At 69.7% G+C, this 15106-nt stretch carries 8 protein-coding genes; 2 read left to right on the top strand and 6 right to left on the bottom strand.

What is annotated here, in order from left to right; translation table 11 throughout:
• Nucleotides 1-162: 162 nt before the first annotated feature.
• Nucleotides 163-2634 (bottom strand): leucine--tRNA ligase, encoded by a 2472-nt coding sequence (leuS, locus tag ABT130_RS44255; protein ID WP_350925964.1) that lies wholly within the window; start codon nt 2632-2634, stop codon nt 163-165.
• A gap of 555 nt (nt 2635-3189) precedes the next feature.
• Here leuS and ABT130_RS44250 point away from each other — a divergent pair.
• Nucleotides 3190-5454, top strand: coding sequence for a hypothetical protein (locus tag ABT130_RS44250; protein ID WP_350965994.1), 2265 nt, complete (start codon nt 3190-3192; stop codon nt 5452-5454).
• A 123-nt stretch (nt 5455-5577) separates the two neighbouring features.
• Here the strand turns inward: ABT130_RS44250 and ABT130_RS44245 are convergent, their stop codons facing one another.
• The 4 genes from ABT130_RS44245 to ABT130_RS44230 all read right to left on the bottom strand — a co-directional run bounded on the left by ABT130_RS44245 (nt 5578) and on the right by ABT130_RS44230 (nt 10678).
• Nucleotides 5578-6753 carry a cytochrome P450 gene (locus ABT130_RS44245; RefSeq protein ID WP_350965996.1) on the bottom strand — a complete coding sequence of 392 codons (1176 nt, stop codon included), beginning with the start codon at nt 6751-6753 and terminating at the stop codon, nt 5578-5580.
• A 109-nt stretch (nt 6754-6862) separates the two neighbouring features.
• Entirely contained in the window at nt 6863-7711 is an 849-nt protein-coding gene (locus ABT130_RS44240; RefSeq protein WP_350965992.1) for an alpha/beta fold hydrolase, read from the bottom strand.
• Between the two features lie 70 nt (nt 7712-7781).
• On the bottom strand, nt 7782-9038 hold the full coding sequence (locus tag ABT130_RS44235) for a cytochrome P450 (protein ID WP_350965990.1): 1257 nt from the start codon (nt 9036-9038) through the stop codon (nt 7782-7784).
• A 77-nt stretch (nt 9039-9115) separates the two neighbouring features.
• Nucleotides 9116-10678, bottom strand: a complete 1563-nt coding sequence (locus ABT130_RS44230) for a GMC family oxidoreductase (protein WP_350965988.1) — start codon at nt 10676-10678, stop codon at nt 9116-9118.
• Nucleotides 10679-10843: 165 nt separating this feature from the next.
• On the opposite strand from ABT130_RS44230, the gene ABT130_RS44225 reads away from it, so the two are divergent.
• The gene (locus ABT130_RS44225) at nt 10844-12376 is read left to right on the top strand and encodes a long-chain-fatty-acid--CoA ligase (protein ID WP_350965986.1); all 1533 of its coding nucleotides are present in this window, start codon (nt 10844-10846) and stop codon (nt 12374-12376) included.
• Between the two features lie 94 nt (nt 12377-12470).
• Here the strand turns inward: ABT130_RS44225 and ABT130_RS44220 are convergent, their stop codons facing one another.
• Entirely contained in the window at nt 12471-14867 is a 2397-nt protein-coding gene (locus ABT130_RS44220) for a galactose-binding domain-containing protein (protein WP_350965984.1), read from the bottom strand.
• Nucleotides 14868-15106: the final 239 nt, after the last annotated feature.

The raw sequence follows: 15106 nt of genomic DNA, 5'->3' as shown, positions 1-15106 counted from the left end.
GGGGGGCCCCCCCCCCCCCGGGGGGGGGGGGCCCGCCCGCCCGGCGTGTTTTCGGATGACGGTACGACGAGCGGCGGGCAGTGCCGGAGCCGGATGAGCCGAACGTCGGCCGGCCCATGAACGTTCGGGGGCGCACGTTGGACGCGCGCCCCTCTCGAACGTCTACGGGACGATGTTGACCAGCTTGGGCGCGCGCACGATGACCTTACGCGGCGCGCCACCGGGCAGGAACGCCTGGACCTTCTCCGACGCCAGCGCCAGCGCCTTCAGGTCCGCCTCGGAGATCTCCGGAGAGACCTCCAGCCGGTCGCGCACCTTGCCCGCGACCTGGACGACGCAGGTGACGGAGTCCTGGACGAGCAGCGCCGGGTCCACCGCCGGCCAGCCCGCGACCGCGACCGAGCCGCTGTGTCCCAGCCGCTCCCAGCCCTCCTCGGCCGCGTACGGCGCGACCAGGGAGAGCATGACCGCCAGCGTCTCCGCGGCCTCCCTGACCGCGGGATCGGCGGCGCCGGGCCCGGAGTCGATGGCCTTGCGGGCCGCGCTCGTCAGCTCCATCATCCGGGCCACCGCGACGTTGAAGCGGTGGGAGTCGACCAGCCTGGTGACCTCGTCGATCGTGTGGTGCACGACCTTGCGCAGGTTCAGGTCCCCACCTGCGAAGTCGACGCCGGGAGCGGAGGCCGCCCCCGCCTCGGCCATCACGCGGAACGCCCGGGCCAGGAACTTCTGGGACGCGGCCGGCGAGACGTCGGCCCAGTCGATGTCGTCCTCGGGCGGGCCGGCGAAGACGACGGTCAGCCTGACCGCGTCGACACCGTAGGCGTCGATCTGCTCACCCAGGTCGACGCCGTTGCCCAGCGACTTGGACATCGCCTTGCCCTGGTTGATGACCTGCCCCTGATTCAGCAGGCGGGTGAAGGGCTCGACGAAGTCGACCATTCCCATGTCGTGCAGGACCTTGGTGAAGAACCTGGCGTACAGCAGGTGCAGCACGGCGTGCTCGACACCCCCGACGTACTGGTCGATCGGGCCCCACCTGCGGACGCCCTCGACGTCGAACGGGCCGTCCTCGTAGGAGGGGTTGACATAGCGCAGGAAGTACCACGAGGAGTCGACGAAGGTGTCCATCGTGTCGGTGTCGCGCCTGGCCGGGCCGCCGCACTTGGGACAGGAGACGTTGACCCAGTCTTCGGCCGAGGCCAGCGGGGAGACCCCCTTGGGTGCCAGGGCCTCACCCCGCAGGTCGGGCAGGGTGACGGGCAACTGGTCGTCGGGGACGGGGACCTCGCCACAGTCGGCGCAGTGGATGATCGGGATCGGGCAGCCCCAGAAGCGCTGGCGGGACAGCAGCCAGTCGCGCAGCCGGAAGTTGACCGTGAAGCGGCCGGTGCCCCGCTCGCTCAGCACCTCGATGATCTTCCGGATCGCGTCGGCCTTGGTCAGGCCGTCCAGCGGGCCGGAGTTGACCATCGCACCGTCACCGGCGGTGGCGATGCCGGTCTCACCGGGGTCGGCCAGGCCGGTGTGTACGACGACCCGTACCGGCAGGTCGAAGGCGCGGGCGAAGTCCAGGTCGCGCTGGTCGTGTGCGGGCACGGCCATGATCGCGCCATGACCGTAGTCGGACAGCACGTAGTCGGCCGCCCAGATCGGCATGCGCTCCCCGTTGACCGGGTTGATCGCGTACCGGCCCAGGAAGACGCCGGTCTTCTCCTTCTCGGTGGACAGCCGGTCGATGTCGGACAGCTTGGACACGTCGGCCCGGTAGGCCTCGAACGCCTCGCGCCGGTCATCGGCGACGATCTCCTCGGCCAGCGGCGCGTCCGGGGCGACCACGAAGAAGGTGGCGCCGTACAGGGTGTCGGGACGGGTGGTGTAGACGGTGACCGGCTCGTCACGGCCCTCGATCACGAAGTTGACGTCGGCACCCTCGGATCGGCCGATCCAGTTGCGCTGCATGGTCAGCACGCGCTCGGGCCAGCCCCCCTCCAGTTGGGCCATGTCGTCCAGCAGCCGGTCCGCGTAGTCAGTGATCTTGAAGTACCACTGGGTCAACTCACGACGGACGACCTCGGCACCGCAGCGCTCACACCTGCCGTCCTTGACCTGCTCGTTGGCCAGCACGGTCTGGTCGTTGGGGCACCAGTTGACCAGGCCGCCCTTACGGTAGGCCAGGCCGCGCTCGAAGAAGCGGATGAACAGCCACTGGGTCCATTTGTAGTACTCGGCGTCGCTGGTGTGCAGGCGGCTGGACCAGTCGAAGGAGATCGCGTAGCGCTTGAAGGAGTTGGCCTGGGTCTCGATGTTGGCGTAGGTCCACTCGGCGGGGTGGGCATCGCGCTTGATCGCGGCGTTCTCCGCGGGCAGGCCGAAGGAGTCCCAGCCGATGGGGTGCAACACGTTGTAGCCGCGCTGCACCCAGTAGCGGGATACGACGTCACCGATGGCGAAAACCTCTGCGTGTCCCATGTGCAGGTCGCCCGAGGGGTAGGGGAACATGTCGAGCATGTAGCGCCGCTCACGCGGGTCGGCGGGGTCGTCGGAGGCCCGGAAGGGGTCCAGTTCCTCCCACCGGCGCTGCCACTTGACCTGCAGGGCCTGCGGGTCATAGTGCTGCTCGTCGCTCTGCATGTCGGCTCGCTCGCTCACGTCGATTTTCCCTCGGGTATGTCTGCGTGGATGGTCTGACCCGCCTGGCCCAATGCAAAAACCCCCCGCTCACGCGGAGGGCGGCCGCATCGGCAGGGCGCTCAGGGGCGGAGAGGCCGATGCGGCCCGGTAAGCAGGCTCGCGGCACGCATAGAGCAAGACTATCGCAGCCCGCAAGGCATATTCGTGGCCTGGGGAAACAGGCCCGATCACGGCGAACAGGAGACAGCCGTCCGAGCGGGTCGGCAGAATGAGGATCTCCGCACTCTCCGGAGCGAACGAGACCCGATGGCTATGCACCTGTTGTGACCTCGTACGTCCTTCGCGTTTACTCTTTTCACCGTGGCACATTCAGTAGAGCCGGGGCGGGGCCCGGATCCGTTGGAGGTCGGCCTGCCCATGCAGGACCCACCGACCGACCCAACCGGACTCCAGTTCAGAGGGGCGTTCTCCAGTTTCCCTGCGAGCCCCCCCGTCTCACGTGAGATCATGCCCAATACGCCTAATTCGGGCACCCACGCGGGAGGTAAGGAAAGCATGGCCTCGGAGCAGTCCAGCCAGTCCCACCTGCCTCCGGCATGGCCGGAGGCTGCCGAACCGTCACCCTCGTGGACGAACGACCCTCTTGGCACCGGCCCCCGGCTCCCCCGCCCGCAGGAGGAGCCGCAGAACGGCAACGGCTCCTGGCAGACCTCGCCCGGCGGGGGGCAGCGCGTCTCCGACCCGCAGGCCGGTTCGCCCGGCCAGACCTCCCCGGGCGGCGGCTGGGCACAGACCTCCGACCCGCAGAACAACGGCTGGGCACAGGCGTCGGCCCCGCAGAACGACGGCTGGGCACAGGCCGTGGCTCCCCAGAACGACGGCTGGGCGCAGGCGCCGGCCCCGCAGAACGATGGTTGGGCACAGGCATTGGCTCCGCAGAACGACAGCTGGGCACAGACCTCCGACCCGCAGAACAACGGCTGGGCACAGGCGTCGACCCCGCAGAACGACAGCTGGGCGCAGACCTCCCCCGGCGATGGCTGGGCACAGGCCTCGAGCCCGCAGAACGACAGTTGGGGGCAGGCTTTCAGCCCGCGGAACGACAACTGGGCACAGGCGTCCGGCCCACAGGGCGGCGGTGACCCGCACCAGACCTCCCCCGGCAACGGGTGGCCGCAGCCCACCTCGTCACAGGGCGGCGGCTGGTCACAGACGTCCGGCCCACAGGGCGGCGCCGGCGACCACGATCCGTCCTCTCCCGGCAACGGGTGGCCACAATCCATCCCCACTCCCCAGTCGGACCCTCGAGGCCAGGCCTCCCCGGGCGGCAGCGGCTGGGCGCAGGCCACCGCACCCTCGCACGACGGCTGGGCGCAGGCGTCCACCCCGCAGAACGACGGCCGGACACACCCGTCAGGCACGCAGGGGGACGCGCGCGGGCAGCAGGCTCCCGGCGGGAGTGAGGCGTGGCAGGCCGCACCGCCGCGCGACGCCTCCGGCCGCCCTCCGGCTCAGCCGGTGGAGAACAGCGTGTGGCCGCCCACTCCGCCGGCGGAGAACGCCGGCTGGCCGCCCGCCCCTCCGGCGTCCGGCGCCACCTGGCCGCCCGCTCCCCCCATGGGCAACCAGGGTTTCGCCGAGGCACAGACCTCGACGTTCCCCTCCTCCTGGGCCGGTCCTCCCGCCGAGGGCCCCGCCGCTCACTTCGGCGACGCCTCCGCGGGCACCGTCCCCCCTGACGGGGTCGGTGGAAACGGCGCCGGAAACGCGCGGCGCAGCTACGGCGTGCCGGACAACCCCGCCATGTGGGCCATGGCCGCGGCGAACGCGGCGGCGGCCTCCCAGGCCCCCTCGCCCCAGGGAACTCCCGTTCACCCCGGAGCCGGCCCCCAGCCGCCACAGCCCCAGCCGGGACAGCCGGCGCATCCTGGGCAGCCCGGCCATCACCTGAGCCGCGACCCCTCCGACCCGAACAAGCCGTTCGTCACCGCCGGCCAGATCAGCGGTCCGAAGACCCCTCCGCCCGAGCGCCAGCAGGAGCTGTGGAACACGGTCTTCGGCGACAACTACCAGGCCATCGAGGACGAGGACGAGCTTGAGGATCGGGGGCGGCCCGTCTGGATCTTCGCGCTGGCCGGCTCTGTGATCATCGCGCTGGTCGGCGCGGTGCTCTGGGCGTTCCTGGCCGGGCCGCTGGCCTCCGCCGAGGAGGAGATCGCCGAACCCAAGCCCTCGGCGGCTCCCCAGAAGACCACCAAGCCCGCCGCCATCGGTCGCCTGCCCCGATTCACCGGCGACCCCTCGCCGGTGGCCGGTACGCTCACCGACCAGCCGGCGGGGATCACCCTGGCCCAGCTCGGTGCCCCGTGGCGGCAGGACCAGCGCCCCAGCGTGCCCACCACCTACGGCTTCACAACCCGCCAGTACCTCCCCGCCGGTACGGACTCCACGGGCAAAACCCAGTACGCGCAGCTGATGTCGGGCCCGCTCTCGCCTCGTTTGAAGAGCAAGTACACCTCGCCGGAGAACCTCGCCCCGGTGATCAACGCGGTGGCCTCCACCGGTCGTAAGCGGTTCTTCCCCGAGGACAACACCGCCCGCAAGACCGCCCAGCAGGCCCTGTCCGTGAACGGCCTGCCCGGCCAGCTCGCCGCGTACGAGATCACCTCTGGCGGTTCGAAGACGACCATGGTCGTGGCGGCCGTGAGCACCGGCGCCGACCTGCCGGCGATCGTCTACATGTCGGTGCCGGACAGCAGGAAGGAACTGCTCCCCGACATCAACACGGTCTTCAAGTCGATCCGCGTGCCGGGGCGGTGACCTCGCCGGTTCGAACGGCGCAGCGGGCGCACTCCATGTTCTGACCGGGCTGGAGTCGCCCGGGCCCGCCGTCCCGCCGGCGGTCTCGTTTCGCCCATCACCATCGGCGGGGGCGGCAGGACCTCAGAAGTCGCAGTCGAGGTGCTTGATTCCGTTGATGAAGCTGGATCGCAGGCGGTCGGGCTCACCGACCGAGCGGATCGCGGGCAGGCGGGTGAACAGCTCGCGGAACATCACGGTGATCTCGCGGCGGGCCAGGTGGGCACCGAGGCAGAAGTGCGGCCCTGGTCCGCCGAAACCGACGTGCGGGCCCTCGGTGCGCAGGATGTCGAAGCGGTGCGGGTCGGTGAAGACGCTCTCGTCACGGTTGGCCGCCCAGTAGTAGAGCAGGACCTTCTCGCCCTCGCGGTAGAGGTGACCGTTCATCTCGTGGTCGCGGGTGAGGCTGCGGCGCATCCAGGCGACGGGCGAGGCGAGGCGGACGATCTCCTCGACGGCGCCGGGCAGGCGCCCGTCGAGGTCCTCGAGCAGCAGGGCCCGCTGGTCGGGGTTCTCGGTGAACAGGTGCAGGCCGTGCGAGATGGCGTTGCGGGTGGTCTCGTTGCCCGCCACCACCAGCAGGATGAAGAACGAACCGAGCTCCTGCATCGTCAGCCTCTCGCCGTCGATGTTGGCACTGGTCAGAGAGGTGGTGAGGTTCTCTCCGCCCTCGGCGGCCAGGGAGACGACGAGGTCCTGGAGCCGCTGCCCCGCACCGAGAAGCGACTCGGCCGCGAGGCTGATGTCGGCGATGAACTCGGGGTCGCCGCCCGACAGGATGATGCTCGTGGCGTCGAAGACCGTCTGGTAGTGCTCGGGGCCGATACCCATCATGTCGCAGATGATCTTCAGGGGCAGCTTGGCGGCCACCTCGGTCACGAAGTCACAGCCGGGCCCCCGGGCGATCAGCTCGTCCACGATCCGCACGGCGGTCGCCTCGACGTCGGCCTCGAACTGCTTGACCATCTTCGGGGTGAACGCCCGGGAGACGATCCGGCGGAGCCTCGCGTGCCGGGGATCGTCCATGCTGATCATCGAGCCGAAGTACTCGCTGAAGTCGGGGCCGAGGTCCTGGATGGACGTCGCCCCCCGGCCCGAGGAGAAGATCTCGGGGTGGCGGCTGGCCTCGGTGATGTCCGCGTGCCGGACCAGGGCGTAGTAACCGGGGCCGGGAGGCATGAAGGAGATCACCGGCTCGGCGAACAGGATCGGGCCCGGCTGCGCGCGGAGCACCGCGAAGGCGGCCTCCCGCTCGGCCATCGGACGCTCCCAGAAAGCGATGTCCGACAGGTCGATGTCCGCGAGTGAAACCGTCACACCAGCCTCCACTAGAATCCTATTCGGTTTTACCGATCCTGCCACAGGATCCTCAGCGCAACCAGTCGAGAACGATGTCGTTGACTTCCCTGGGCCGTTCCAGATGCAGGAAGTGCCCTGCCTGGAGAACATGCTCCACCCTGGAGCCCGGCGGAAGGAAGGCCGCGGCCTGATCGACCTGCTCCATTCCCAGGCAGCCGTCACGGACCCCGTGCAGGTAGAGGATCGGAACCTGCCCGCCGGTCGCGGACTGCTCGGCGGTGTAGCGGCCGGTGGGTGCCACCGTGCCGAGCATCGCCCGGTAGTAGCCGATCGCGGCGGCGAGATTCTCCGGGGAGCCCAGGGCGCGCCGTACGAACGCGACGTCCTCGGCCGCGTCGTAGCCCGGCGACCAGTCGCGCCACAGCCCCTCGATGAATCCGTCCCGCGACAGGGCGGCCTCGGCGAGCCCGGTCTGGAAGAGGAAGATGTAGAACGACCGTTTGAGCTGCTCGTAGTCGAGGAAGGCAGCCAGCATCGCGCCCATCGGGGGCACCGCCATCGCGACCGCCCTGCGCCAGCGCTCCGGGGCGAAGGCGGTGGCGCCGTAGACGGGGAAGGCGCCCCAGTCGTGGCCGATGAGCACCGCGTCGCCGTCGCCGCCGAGCGCCTCGTGCAGCGCGCAGGCGTCGGCGACCAGCGCCCCGCCCTCGTAGGCGCCGTCGGCGGGGATCGAGGTGGGCGCGTAGCCGCGCATGAACGGCGCGACCGCGCGGTAGCCACGCCCGGCGAGCTCGGGCAGCAGGTGCCGCCAGGTGTGCGCGGTGTCGGGGAACCCGTGCAGGCAGAGTGCGAGCGGCCCCTCCCCCGCCGACAGGTACGCGAACTCGACGCCATTGGCGGTGACGGTGCTGATGCCCATGAGGCGGAACCTAGCATTCGCTTGGCCGACGCGGCGGTGATCGCCCCAACCCCTCGCCCGGCGCCGGCGGTCAGGTCGTGTACGGCAGGTGCTTGACCCCGTTGATGAAGTTGGAGAGCAGATAGGAGGGCTCACCGGCCGAACGGATCTCGGGCAGGCGGGTGAACAGCTCGCGGAACATCACCGTGACCTCCCGGCGGGCCAGGTGGGCGCCCAGGCAGTAGTGGGGGCCGGGGCCGCCGAAGCCCACGTGCGGGTTGGGCTGGCGGGTGATGTCGAAGGCGTCGGGATCGGTGAAGACGCTCTCGTCGCGGTTGGCGGAGTTGTAGAAGAGCAGGACCTTGTCGCCCTTGCGGTACTGCTGCCCGTTCATCTCGTGGTCGCGAGTGACCGTACGGCGGAACTGGATGACCGGGGTGGAGTAACGGATGATCTCCTCCACCGCGCCGGGAATGTGCTTTTCGAAGTCGCCGACGAGCAGTTCGCGCTGCCCGGGATTGTCGGTGAGCAGCTTGAGGCCATGCGAGATGGCGTTGCGGGTGGTCTCGCTTCCGGCGACCACCAGCAGGATGAAGAACGAGCCGAGCTCCTGCGGGGTGAGGTGCTCATCGCCGTTGACCAGCATGCTGGTCAGGTCGCCCGTGGAGGCGCCCCGGCGCTCGCGGCCGAGCCTGGCCGCCAGCCTGTTCAGCTCGCGCCCGGCGGCCAGTAGCTTGACCAGGCCCCGGGCCACGTTCCAGCGGTTCAACCCGGGATCGATCCCGGTGTACTCGGAGTCGGCGTTGCCCAGGATGATGTTGGTCGCGCGCAGGACCCGGTGATGGAACTCCGGGGGGATGCCCATCATGTCGCAGATGACCTCGACGGGCAGCCGGGCGGCCACCTGGGTGACGAAGTCACCCGGCCCCTCGGCGATCGCCTCGTCCACGATCCGGGTCGCCGCCCGCTGCAGGTCCTCCTCCATCTTCGCCAGGACCCTGGGGGTGAAGGCCCTGGAGACGATGCGGCGGAGTCTGGCGTGCCGGGGGTCGTCCATGTTGATCATCGAGCCGAAGTACACCGCCAGCCAGCGGGGCATGTCGGCGATGCTGTTGGCGGTCGGCTCGCTGCTGAACACCCCGGCGTTCCTGCTGGCCTCGGAGACGTCGGCGTGCCGCACCAGGGCGTAGTAGCCGGCCCCGTGCCCGATAAAGGGGATCTTGTTCTCCTTCGTGAACACCGGCCGGTCCAGCGCGCGGAGACGCCGGAATGCCTCCATGCGCTCCCGCTGGGGAAGCCCCCAGAACGGAATCTCCGACAGGTCGATATCCGCCATGTTCACGGTCATTGCCCTAGATTCATGCAAGTACTTACTTACGTCAAGTGTGAGCCATAGCACACTTTGTCTGCTTATAGTCGGCACCCTTAGCGGTCTGCGGCGATGAGGTCGGCGGCCCTCTCGGCGATCATGACGGTGGGCGCGTGGGTATGCCCTCGGTTGATGACCGGCATGACAGAGGCGTCGACCACCCGCAGACCCGCGATCCCGCGGACCCTCAGGGCGGGGTCCACCACCGACTCGGGATCCTCACCCATCCGACAGGTGCCGACCGGGTGGTAGAGGGTCTCGCTACGCTCGCGGATCCAGCGGACGAGCTCCTCGGTGCTCCTCGCCCCCCAGTACGGGTCCATCGGGGGCCCCGCGAGCGGCCGGAGCGCCTCGGTGGCGAACAGTTCCCCGGCCTTCCGCAGCCCGGCCACCTGCCGCCGGACGTCGGCCTCCGCCGTCAGGTAGCCGGGATCGATCACGACGTCGCGGCCGTCCAGCGAGACGCGGCCGCGGCTCTCGGGCTGGAGCAGGATCGAGGCGATGGTCAGGCCGTGGCCGGGCGGCGGGGTGAGGCCGTGGTTGACGAAGGGGCCCGGAGCGAAGATCAGCTCGATGTCGGGAGCACGCTCCTCGGGAGAGGTGCGGATGAACGCCACGGCCTCACCGACGTTGGAGGTGAGCATGCCCCGGCGGCCGACCAGGAAGCGGAGCAGGTTGCCCGCCGACTCGGCGCCGGCGAGCGTGATCGGCTCGGGGCAGTGCAGGACGACACCCGAGGCCAGGTGGTCCTGGAGGTTGGCGCCGACCTCGGGAAGTTCGTGGACCGGCTGGACGCCGGCGGCCCGCAGCTCGTCGGCCGGGCCGAGACCCGACAGCATCAGCAGGTGCGGGGAGCCGATCGCCCCCGCCGACAGCACGACCTCCCTGCGCGCCCGCACCACGGTGCCCCCAGCACCGTCACCACCGCACTCCACGCCGGTCGCCCGCCCGTCCTCGATGAGCACCCGGCTCACCTGCGAGGAGGTCAGCACCGTGAGGTTGGGCCGCTTGGCCGCGGGTCCGAGATAGGCGTCGGCGGAGCTCCAGCGGCGTCCCCGGTGCTGGGTGACGGGCGTCGGCGAGCAGCCCTCGTTGGAGGGGCCGTTGAGCTCCTCCAGGCGGGCGATGCCCAGCTCCTCGCAGGCCCGCAGGAAGAGCGCGGTGGCGCGGTTCGGGGAGCGCAGCTCCGAGATGTGGATCGGGCCCTCCGTGCCGTACACACCGCCGTGGTTGGAGCCGGCGCGGCGCTCGATCCGGTGGAAGTAGGGCAGGACCTCGTCGTAGGACCAGCCGGGCACGCCCCAGCCGTCGTAGTCCGCGCGGTGCCCGCGTACCCACATCTGGGCGTTCATCGAGGAGGAACCGCCGAGCATCCGGCCGCGCGGCCAGTAGAGCTCCCTGCCGGAGAGCTCGGGCTGCCTGGCGGTGGTGAAGTTCCAGTCGTGTTCGGTCTTGAACAGCTTGGCGAAGCCGGCCGGCATCCGGACCTCGAGCCTCTTGTCGGAACCGCCCGCCTCGATGAGGACGACCCTCGTGCCCGGGTCCGCGGAGAGACGGTTGGCCAGCACGCACCCCGCCGACCCCGCGCCCACGATGACGTAGTCGTACTCCACGCTCACTGACCCCTCCTCGCACAGACGGTCAGCTCGCCTCCCCGTAGCGGGCTCTTATCTACTTACTCCCCCATGGTTTGCCCGTCAATTTGTAACCAAAGTTACCTACCAGTAGGTATCTAGGGACTGCCAATATGGGCGAGTCAGAGCCCGCTCGGAGGAGGACGCACGATGCTCAACCTGTCGATCGCACTGGAGGACAGCGCCCGGGAGAACCCCGACCGCGCCGCACTGGTCTTCGGTGACCTGCGGCTGCCGTACTCCCTGGTCAATACCATCGCGAACCAGGTTGCCAACCTACTGGTCTCCAGGGGAGTCGGGAAGGGCGACAAGGTCGCGCTGGCCTGCCCCAACCTGCCGTACTTCCCCTTCGTCTACTACGGCATTCTCAAGACCGGTGCCACGGTCGTGCCGCTCAACGTGCTGCTGCAGTCCAGGGAGATCGCCTACCACCTGGACGACTCCCAGGCCAAGGCACTGTTCTGCTTCGAGGGCACTCCCGAGCTGCCGCTCGGCGAGCGGGGCAAGGCGGGCTTCGAGGAATCGTCGGCGGAGCACTTCTTCGTGCTGCCCGCCGCCGCGTTCGCCACCGAGTCCGAGTACGGCGAGACGCTCTGGGCGGCGCTCGACGGCGTGTCCGGCGAGTTCGAGACCGTGCAGACCGCACCCGACGACACCGCCGTGATCCTCTACACCAGCGGCACCACCGGCCACCCCAAGGGCGCTGAGCTCAGCCATCAGAACATGCTGCTCAACGCCATGGTCTCCGATGAGATGTTCCCCCGCACCGAGGGCGGCGACGCCTACCTGGCGGCGCTGCCGCTCTTCCACTCCTTCGGGCAGACCGTCATCATGAACGCCGGTTTCCGGCGCCAGGCGACCATCGTGCTCGTGCCGCGCTTCGAGCCGGGACCCGCCCTGGAGCTGATGCGCGCCGAGAACATCACGCTGTTCGCGGGCGTGCCGACCATGTACTGGGCCATGCTGACGAAGATCCACGCCGAGGGTGACGAGGTGCCCACCTCGCTCAGGGTCGCGGTGGCCGGCGGTGCGTCCTCACCCGTCGAGGTGCTCAGGGACTTCGAGCAGACCTTCGGGGTCGGGATCCTGGAGGGGTACGGCCTGTCGGAGACCTCCCCGGTGGCCAGCTTCAACCAGTTGGGCAGGCCCACCAAGCCCGGCACGATCGGCACGCCGATCTGGGGTGTGGAGATGAAGCTGGTCGACGGCGACTGGAAGACGATCGAGGGTGAGGGCCCCGGCGAGATCGCGATCCGCGGCCACAACGTGATGAAGGGCTACTACAACCGGCCCGAGGCGACCGCCGAGGTCATGAGGGACGGCTGGTTCCGCACCGGCGACATCGCCACCCGCGACGCGGACGGTTACTACGCCATCGTCGACCGGGCCAAGGACATGATCATCCGCGGTGGCTTCAATGTCTACCCGCGCGAGCTCGAAGAGGTCCTGATCACCCATCCGGAGGTCTCCCTCGCCGCGGTGGTCGGAGTCGCCCACGACTCGCACGGCGAGGAGGTCAAGGCGTACGTCATCCGCACCCCCGGCGCGACGATCACCGAGGACGAGCTCATCGCCTGGGGTAAGGAGAACATGGCCGCGTACAAGTATCCGCGGATCATCGAGTTCCGTGACGCGCTGCCGATGACCGCGACGGGCAAGATCCTCAAGCGCGAGCTGCGCTGAGCGGTCCGCACCCGCCTGGCCGATGCGGCCACGGCGGCGGGGCCGGGTCCCGGGAGGCACGCGACGTGCCGTCCCGGAACCCGGTCCCAAGGTGTCAGGCCGGGTAGACCTCGAACTCGGACAGCTGCGCGGCCGGCCAGCCGGTGTTGCCGGTGACGTCCAACCGGACGTACCGGGTGGACGTCGCGGGGAACGTGATCGTCACCGTGTTGCCGGAGGCCGGGTTGAAGGAGTGGCCCGCCGACCCCGCGAGCGTCGTGAACGACGCCCCGTTGACGCTGCCCTGCACCGACAGCGTCTGCGTGCGGGTCTGCCACGCCGCCGACGGCGGCAGCTTCAGCACCACCCTGCCGACCGACACCGCCGCCCCCAGGTCGACCTGGATCCACTGCGGGAACGCGTTGTTCGGGCTCTCCCAGTAGCTGTTCGCGTCACCGTCGACCACGTTCGCCGAGCCGAGGTTCTGCGTGTGGCCGCTCTCCGACGTCGCCTTGCCCCGCGCCAGGTTGACGTTGGGGGCGGCGTCCGTGGTCACGGTCACGGTGTTCGACGGGGGCGAGACGTTGGGTACCGCGTCGTAGGCGGTGACGGTGAAGCCGTACGCCGTCGCGGGGCTCAGCCCGGTCACCGTGTGCGTGGTGCCCTGCACGGTGGCCACGACGGTGCCGTCGCGGCGCACCTGGTAGCCGGCCACCCCCACGTTGTCGGTGGAGGCCGACCACGACAGCGACACGCTGGTGGCCGTCTTCGCGGTCACGGTGAGGTTGCCCGGTGTGCTCGGCGGCTGCGTGTCGCCGCCGGTGGCCGGCCCGTACACCTCCAGTTCGCCCAGCTGTGCGGCCGGCCAGCCGGTGTTGCCGGCGAAGGTCAGCTGGACGTAGCGGGTGGAGGCGGCGGGGAACGTGATCGTCACCGTGTTGCCCGAGGCCGGGTTGAAGGAGTGGCCCGCCGACCCCGCGAGCGTCGTGAACGACGCCCCGTCGACGCTGCCCTGCACCGACAGCGTCTGCGTGCGGGCCTGCCACGCCGCCGACGGCGGCAGCTTCAGCACCACCCTGCCGACCGACACCGCCGCCCCCAGGTCGACCCGGATCCACTGCGGGAACGCGTTGCTCGCGCTCTCCCAGTAGGTGTTCGGATCACCGTCGACCGCGTTCTGCGGGATGAAGTTCATGTTGTGGCTGCTCGCCGTCACCGCCTTGCCCCGCGCCAGGTTGGTGGTGTCGCCGCCCCCGCCGGAGACCACGGGTGGGGTGGGGCGGGTGGCGGTGAGGGCGATCTGGCCCTTGAGCATTCTGCCGCCGTCGCCGGTCAGGCGCAGGTAGTAGTCGGCCGAGCAGGCGGTACCGTCCTCGTCGAGGGCGAGCATGCCGGAGTTCGCCGGGACGCTCGCGAGGGTTTCGGCGGTTTTGGCGATCTGGTTGCCCTCGTTGTACTCGTCGAACATGGAGATGTAGATGCCCTGGGCGCCGACGCGGACCATGTTGTAGAACTGGCGCCACATGAAGTCGCCGTGGCGGCGCTGGCGGCTGGTGACGTCTCCAGGCAGGACGCAGGGCTGGTAGTCGATGCCGTGGGCGTCGCAGTCGGCTTGGTCGGGGAGGTTGACGTTGGTGTAGAAGTGGTCGACGTCGGCGATGGTGCCGATACGGCCGACCATCCAGGGGGAGATCATGTGGAAGGCGTGGTAGACGTCCAGGAAGCCGGGGCGGGAGTCTTCGACGCCGCGGCGCCAGTGGGTGGGCACGCCGCCCATGACGTAGCAGCCCTGGTTCTTGAACCAGTTGACGACCTCCAGGCAGGGGGCCGGCCCCCAGGGGCGTTGGGGGTCGTTGAAGCCGAATCCCCAGATGCCGACGACGGGTTTGCCGTTCTGCATGGCGTACGCCGGTGAGGTGGTGTGGGCTCTCATTTTGTTGAGCCAGTCGGTTTTGATCTCCGGCTGCATGTTGGTCCAGTCGGAGACGTCGTACATGATGTAGTACTTGCGGCCGTTGGCCTCGGCGGCGGCGCGGACTTTGGTGGCCATGGCGTCTCGGGTGGGGCCTTCGCCGCCCATGGGATTGAAGCGTTGCAGGGCGGCGGTGTCGATGTTGTTCTCGCGCATCCAGCGGAAGTGGGTGTCGACGGTCTGCTGGTCGTAGGAGGAGAACAGGGTGGCGGGCCGGCCGTTGTTGAGGTTGGCGTACGCGGTGGGGTAGGTGTTGGTGTATTCGCGCATGTCGGGCCAGGCGGCGATGGTGGTGTTGGAGGGGGAGGGGCTCTGGCTCATGTTGGCGCTCCAGTGCCACCAGCCGTTGATCGGGGCGCTGTCACCCTTGCAGGCGAACCAGCCCTGGTAACCGACGGTGATCTTCCCGACCACGTCCCCGACGGGGCTGTCGGCGCGGGCCGCGCTGCTCAGCGCGGACAGTAGCTGCGACGACGACACCGCGGCGAGAGCGGACCCGGGCACCACGGAGGTAATGAACCTCCGACGCGAGACGGCCACGTGAACTCCTTTCGTCCGGAGCGGCCATCCGTGCTTCACCGCTCCATCCGGGGGGCGGGGGGTGCCGTGCCGGTGGGCCTGCGCGTTCGGCCGGCGCTCCCCCGCGTGTCACGGAGGGAGCGGGACCTGACCGGGCGACGGCGGCGGACCCCGGCTCACGACACGGAGATCGGTCGCCGGGTCGGCCGGGGCAAGGAGCACCACGGCCCGCTCCCTCCTGCCCGGAACACGTTCCGGGC

Source organism: Streptosporangium sp. NPDC001681 (genome assembly GCF_040298085.1).
GTDB lineage: Bacteria > Actinomycetota > Actinomycetes > Streptosporangiales > Streptosporangiaceae > Streptosporangium.
Note: the sequence above shows the minus strand (reverse complement) of the source record. Positions and strands in the feature narration are given on the sequence as shown.

Excerpts from the sequence above, each read along its gene's own strand:
- leuS (WP_350925964.1), bottom strand. The coding sequence starts at position 2,634 with ATGCAGAGCGACGAGCAGCACTATGACCCGCAGGCCCTGCAGGTCAAG.
- ABT130_RS44240 (WP_350965992.1), bottom strand. The coding sequence starts at position 7,711 with ATGGGCATCAGCACCGTCACCGCCAATGGCGTCGAGTTCGCGTACCTG.
- ABT130_RS44235 (WP_350965990.1), bottom strand. The coding sequence starts at position 9,038 with ATGACCGTGAACATGGCGGATATCGACCTGTCGGAGATTCCGTTCTGG.
- ABT130_RS44225 (WP_350965986.1), top strand. The coding sequence starts at position 10,844 with ATGCTCAACCTGTCGATCGCACTGGAGGACAGCGCCCGGGAGAACCCC.
- ABT130_RS44250 (WP_350965994.1), top strand. The coding sequence starts at position 3,190 with ATGGCCTCGGAGCAGTCCAGCCAGTCCCACCTGCCTCCGGCATGGCCG.
- ABT130_RS44245 (WP_350965996.1), bottom strand. The coding sequence starts at position 6,753 with ATGGCCGAGCGGGAGGCCGCCTTCGCGGTGCTCCGCGCGCAGCCGGGC.